Source organism: Sphingomonas bacterium, assembly GCF_903643035.1.
Classification (GTDB): Bacteria; Pseudomonadota; Alphaproteobacteria; order Sphingomonadales; family Sphingomonadaceae; genus Sphingomonas.
The window spans coordinates 1-3,242 of sequence record NZ_CAHJWW010000294.1 but is presented as its reverse complement, the minus strand read 5'-3'; the positions used below and the strand labels follow the sequence as shown (position 1 = coordinate 3,242).

At 71.1% G+C, this 3,242-nt stretch carries 3 protein-coding genes and 1 pseudogene; 3 read left to right on the top strand and 1 reads right to left on the bottom strand.

The genetic code is table 11. The features are described from left to right. Positions 1 to 596 (bottom strand): annotated as a pseudogene (locus HUV01_RS14110) (DHH family phosphoesterase); the annotation flags it as partial. 180 nt (positions 597 to 776) lie between these two features. On the opposite strand from HUV01_RS14110, the gene HUV01_RS14105 reads away from it, so the two are divergent. The 3 genes from HUV01_RS14105 (at position 777) to HUV01_RS14095 (ending at position 3,165) form a co-directional block, all read left to right on the top strand. Beyond that, positions 777 to 1,970, top strand: a complete 1,194-nt coding sequence (locus tag HUV01_RS14105; RefSeq protein WP_174298846.1) for a DUF2252 family protein — start codon at positions 777 to 779, stop codon at positions 1,968 to 1,970. A 260-nt stretch (positions 1,971 to 2,230) separates the two neighbouring features. Continuing rightward, positions 2,231 to 2,773 carry a hypothetical protein gene (locus HUV01_RS14100; protein ID WP_174298845.1) on the top strand — a complete coding sequence of 181 codons (543 nt, stop codon included), beginning with the start codon at positions 2,231 to 2,233 and terminating at the stop codon, positions 2,771 to 2,773. A gap of 125 nt (positions 2,774 to 2,898) precedes the next feature. After that, on the top strand, positions 2,899 to 3,165 hold the full coding sequence (locus HUV01_RS14095) for a hypothetical protein (protein ID WP_217431020.1): 267 nt from the start codon (positions 2,899 to 2,901) through the stop codon (positions 3,163 to 3,165). Positions 3,166 to 3,242: the final 77 nt, after the last annotated feature.

Sequence of the window (3,242 nt, the reverse complement as noted above, 5' to 3'; positions counted from 1 at the left end):
TCGGCGGCGGCGGTCCGGCGCGGCGCGTTGACCAGCGACGCCGCATCGCGCAGCGCCGTCTTGCCCCAGCGCGCCTGCGCCTCGCCGAGTTCGGGAAAGCCGAGCCCGTCCGCCATGTCGCCGATCAGGCCGATCGCCGCGAGCCACAACAGGTCGGACTGGTCGCCGAGCGCACCGGCCGCCCACCATGCGAGCAACGCCGTGGTCGGCTCCGGATCGAGGCCGTTGCCGCTGATCGTGACGGCATCCCGCGGCTCGCCGGTCGGCACGTGATGGTCGATCACCAGCGTCGGGCAGCCGGGCAGGACGGGCTCGGGCCGGGTGCCGAGGTCCGCGACGACCAGCCCCGCCGGATCAAGAGCCGCGATGCGGCTGGCGACGGCGGCGTCCCACGGCGACTCCGTCTTGCCGATCACCAGGGGCTGCGTGGCCCGGCCCGCCCGGCGAAGCGCGCGCACCATTATGGCGGCGGCGGAGAGGCCGTCCGCGTCGAAGTGGCTGAGGACGACGACCGGTCGGTCGCGCCCGAACGCGGCGAGCGCGCCCGTCATGGCTGCCCGTGCCTCGGCGCGGATGTCGCCTGTGTTGGAAACCATCGTCATCCAGCCGCCAACGAAGCGCGGGGCGCGGGGCTCCACGCCGGGACCATCGGCCGCGCCGGCGACGGCACGAATTGATGCATATCAATATTTCGCGTTCCCAAGGCCTCGGCCGCTTCCACCGCCGGGTCGCAAGTCGGCGCGCTGCGTTGGTCCCGACCAAAGGGGGATCGAGCGATGAAGATGCCGACGGTCGCGGAGCGGCTTGCCATATTGGACAGCAACCGGACGCTGAAGATGGCGCGGTCCGCCCATGCGTACGTGCGCGGCAACACGGCCAAGTTCTACGACTGGCTCGCCGCCTCTCCGGTGGCCCGGCGCGTGCCGGAGGGGCCGGCGGTCTGGATCTGCGGCGACTGCCATCTCGGCAACCTTGGCCCGCTCGCGAACGGGGAGGGGCGCGTGGAGATCCAGATCCGCGACCTCGACCAGGCGGTGATCGGCAACCCGGCCCACGACCTCATCCGCCTCGGCCTGTCGCTCGCCACCGCCGCGCGCAGCTCGGACCTGCCGGGCGTCGCGACCGCGCACATGATCGAGGAGATGGTGGAGGGCTACGCCGCGGCGATGGGAGACCCGACGAGCGGCGATGCCGGACCCGAGCCCGACGCGGTCCGCAGCGTCCGTCGCAAGGCGCTCAGCCGCGGCTGGCAGCATCTCGCCAGGGCACGGCTGGAGGCGGTCGAACCCAGGATCCCGCTGGGCAAGAGGTTCTGGGCGCTGGCCGGGGACGAGCGCGCCGCGTTGAAGCACGTCTTCGACGATCCCGCGGTGGCAAGGCTGGTCCTGTCGCTCGACGGGGAGAAGACGGACAGGTCGATCCGCATGGTGGACGCGGCCTATTGGATGAAGGGGTGCAGCTCGCTCGGACTGCATCGCTACGCCGTCCTGCTCGGCCTGAAGAACGGCAAGGGGCGATCCGGCTACGCGCTCATCGACCTGAAGGAAGCGGTCGCGCCGGTCGCGCCGGTCCGCGCCGGCGCCGGGATGCCGGCCGACAATGCGGAACGCGTCGTCGCCGCGGCGTGCGCGCTGTCGCCGCACCTCGGCAGGCGCATGATGCCGGTGAAGATGGGGGACCGCTCGCTGTTCATCCGCGAGCTGGCGCCCCAGGACCTGAAACTGGAGGTCGATCAGTTCAGCGAGGCGCAGGCCGCGAAGGCCGCCCACTATCTCGCCTTCGTGGTCGGCAAGGCGCATGCGCGCCAGATGGACGATGCGACGCGCGCGGCATGGCGCGACGTGCTGGAGACGGATCGCCGCGGCTCCATCCATGCGCCGAACTGGCTGTGGGAGAGCGTCGTGTCGCTCGCGGGCAGTCACGAGGCAGGATACCTTGAGCACTGCCGCCGCTACGCGCTCGCCGCCTGACGGGACACCTCGCAAGGAGACCGCGTCCGCGTCGATCCCGGTGACGATCGGACGCCGCCGGCGATCGCGCGTCGCGCGTTGCGCGATATTCTGACGCCGTCGTTCGCGGGAGGAAACTCGAGGGTACGCCGGCGGGATGATTGCACCCGTTCCCGGCCGTGGACTACACCGCTCGCCGGCTGCCGGGGGCGCCACGGATGCCCCCGAGCCATGCTCGACTTACTCTGTCCGGGGGAGATCGCGAAGTGCGAACCTTGTCGATGCTCGGGCTTGCCTTGCCGATGCTCGGGCTTGTCCTGGCTTCCACCGCGCCGGCACAGGCCCAGGAGTGGTTCACCGACCCGATCGGCGGCAAGGGCGGTCAGCAATACGTCCTGCGATGTCCGGGCGCTGCGGTGGTGACCGGCGTTTCGGCCATGACGGGCGCCTATATCAACAACGTGGCGCCGATCTGCGACGGTCGCACGATGCCGGGCGCAGGCGGCGGTGGCGATCGACGCAGCGCCTCCTGTCCGGCGGGATCGATCGTCGACACGATCGACATCATCCTGCTGCGAAGCCCCAATCACCTGGTCAAGGCCCTGCAGCTGTTCTGCGTCGCCCCGGGCACGCGGTTGCAGACCGCCAGGGTCTCGCTCGACACTCCCGGCGTCTATACGGGACCGTATATTTCACTGTCGAGGGTACCGGGCTATCCCAGCGGCACGATGGATTGCGCGAACCAGTCCATCGTCGGCCTGCAGGGCCGTGCCGGGGACTCGGTCGATGCGCTCGGCCTGATCTGTCGGCCCCGCGCCCATTAGGTCCCCGCGCATCAGGCCCTCGCGCATGAAGCCAGCGACCGACGGCTTCGCATCGGATGGCGTGACGCCGGCGCCGGCGCACGATCGGGCAGGGCGGACGACCCCGCTCGTGTCCCCGGCCGGCGGTGGACGTGGCGGGCGCCGGGGCGCCGCTGCGATTAGGTCTCGTTTTTGCCTGCCCGTTCGTCTTTAAGCGGGCGATGGAATGGGAACAGGGTCGCGGCGTCGCCGCCGAAACGCTGCTGCTGGTCAGGTTTCCCGATGCGGCGGCGGCGGAGCATCGACTCGCCGGGATGGCCGCGGCCGCGCGCTGGACCGCCGTGGCGCGCGCCGCCGGTGGCAGCGACCCGTTCTTCCTGATCGAAGGCGCGACGCGGCTGCCCGACGTGTAAGAACCGGCGGCCAGCGACAGTCCGAGCTCGCCGCCGTGCAGTCCGGTCAGTGCCAACGCCTCGGCGAGCACGTGCGG

What these genes read in the sequence shown, in the direction of transcription:
- HUV01_RS14105 (WP_174298846.1), top strand. Translation starts at nt 777, where the DNA reads ATGAAGATGCCGACGGTCGCGGAGCGGCTTGCCATATTGGACAGCAAC.
- HUV01_RS14100 (WP_174298845.1), top strand. Translation starts at nt 2,231, where the DNA reads ATGCTCGGGCTTGCCTTGCCGATGCTCGGGCTTGTCCTGGCTTCCACC.